The sequence below is a fragment of the Collinsella sp. AF11-11 genome (assembly GCF_003465485.1).
Taxonomy (GTDB): Bacteria; Actinomycetota; Coriobacteriia; order Coriobacteriales; family Coriobacteriaceae; genus Collinsella.
Map to the genome: position 1 here is coordinate 1 of NZ_QSAS01000037.1, position 1,731 is coordinate 1,731.

The 1,731-nt window shown below is 59.1% G+C and carries 1 protein-coding gene; it reads right to left on the reverse strand.

Annotated elements, in window-relative coordinates; translation table 11 throughout:
- Positions 1–163: 163 nt before the first annotated feature.
- A complete protein-coding gene (locus tag DWV58_RS09715) occupies positions 164–1,564 on the reverse strand; it encodes a phosphoglucomutase/phosphomannomutase family protein (protein WP_117770559.1) in 1,401 nt (466 codons plus the stop codon).
- Between the last annotated feature and the right edge of the window lie 167 nt (positions 1,565–1,731).

Below are 1,731 nucleotides of genomic sequence, written 5' to 3' on the forward strand. Positions count from 1 at the left end.
CCGACCGGGCCGCGCGGCAAGGAGATATATTGCCAGACCGGAGGGGCGCCGTGGACGGGAATCTGGGCGTACACATTTCCTACACATCTTGGAATCCGACTAACGTTTGCCAGCCGTTACCTACCGCTCGCCGAGCATCTCTTTATATAAGGCAGTCTCATGGTTAAAGCGGATACGTCCCCCTAGCTAAAGCACAGCCAGCATCGAGCAACTCATCACGTTCTTCCACCGAGAACCCCTCGGCGTAGACGCGCACCACTGGTTCGGTCCCGCTAGGACGGACCAGCAGCCACGTGTCATCCTCGAATGCCAAACGCAAGCCATCCATATGACTAACGTTTTGCGGCACCTTGCCACAAATCGACTTGGGGTTTACGCCCGGCAGCAGGGTTCGTAACGTTTCGGCATCTTCGGCCTCAAGGCGCAAATCCCGTCGACCGTAACTCGTCTTACCAAAACTGTCCTCGAGTTGGTCGACCAGAACGCCCAAAGGCGCGTCCGTCTTTGCCATAAGCTCACACAGAATTAGACAGGCGAGGATTCCATCGCGCTCGGGCATATGCGCGGCGATGCCGATACCACCGGCTTCTTCGCCGCCTATGAGGACGCCGCCCTTCTTCATCTCTGCCGCTATATATTTGAAACCGACCGGTTTGACGGTCACGCGGCAGCCAAGCGCCTCGGCAATGCGACGCACGAGCGTCGAGCATGAAAGATTGACGACGACGCGCCCCTCCAAATTACGAAATTGAACCAAGTCGCCCAAAACGAGCGCCATGATCTGATGCGGATGTATATATCTGCCGCGCTCGTCAACCGCACCGATACGGTCGGCGTCGCCGTCGGTCACCAGACCAGCGCAAGCTCCGTCATCGATAACCGTGCGCTCGCAAGCGTCCACCCAAGGCTCAACGGGGTCGGGGCAGATATCTTCTTGGTCAGACGCCTGCCCGGCGTGAATCTCGTGCACCTCAACGCCAAGCTCGCGTAGCAAGTCGGCCAGATAGCCCTGGGCTGCGCCGCCCATCGGATCGACAACCACGCGCAGGTGCGCGGCGCGGATGGCTTCGGCATCGACAAACGATGCCACCGCCTGCATATAGTCAGGAATGATATCCGCGGTGCGATATTGCCCCTCGATCCCCATTGGCTCGGGAGCCATGGTCTCTTCGAGCTCTTCGATGACATCCTGGTTGGCGGTCGAGCCGTCACCCATGCGAATCTTGAGGCACAGATAACCCTGCGGATGATGGGACCCCGTCACCATGAGCGCGCCGCACGCCTCACCGTCATAAGCCGCCGCCCACGTAAGGGCAGGGGTCGGGACAGGTCGCGAAGCGAGCACGGCGTCTAGCCCGTGCGCTGCTAGCACGCCCGCCGCAAGCTCAGCAAACTCGCTCGCCAGGGGCCGGGTGTCGAACCCTATATATACCGTTTTGCCCGGATTGGTCTTTTGCCACAACTCGCCGACGGCATCGGCGATACGGGCAACGTTATCGGCAGTGAAGTCCTCATCGACGCGAGCGCGCCAACCGTCAGTTCCAAAATGAATTATCGCGCACACGCGCAGACACCTCACAGTGTTTGGATCATGGTACGCGTGAGGTATACCCGCAACACGCACTCGGCAACCTGCCGGCACCAGCATTCACCATTTAGGCAAATGCTGCCGAGGACATGCAAGCAATCAGAACCACCCTTAAAAAGGGTGGTTTGCTCTTAGGGTATAAC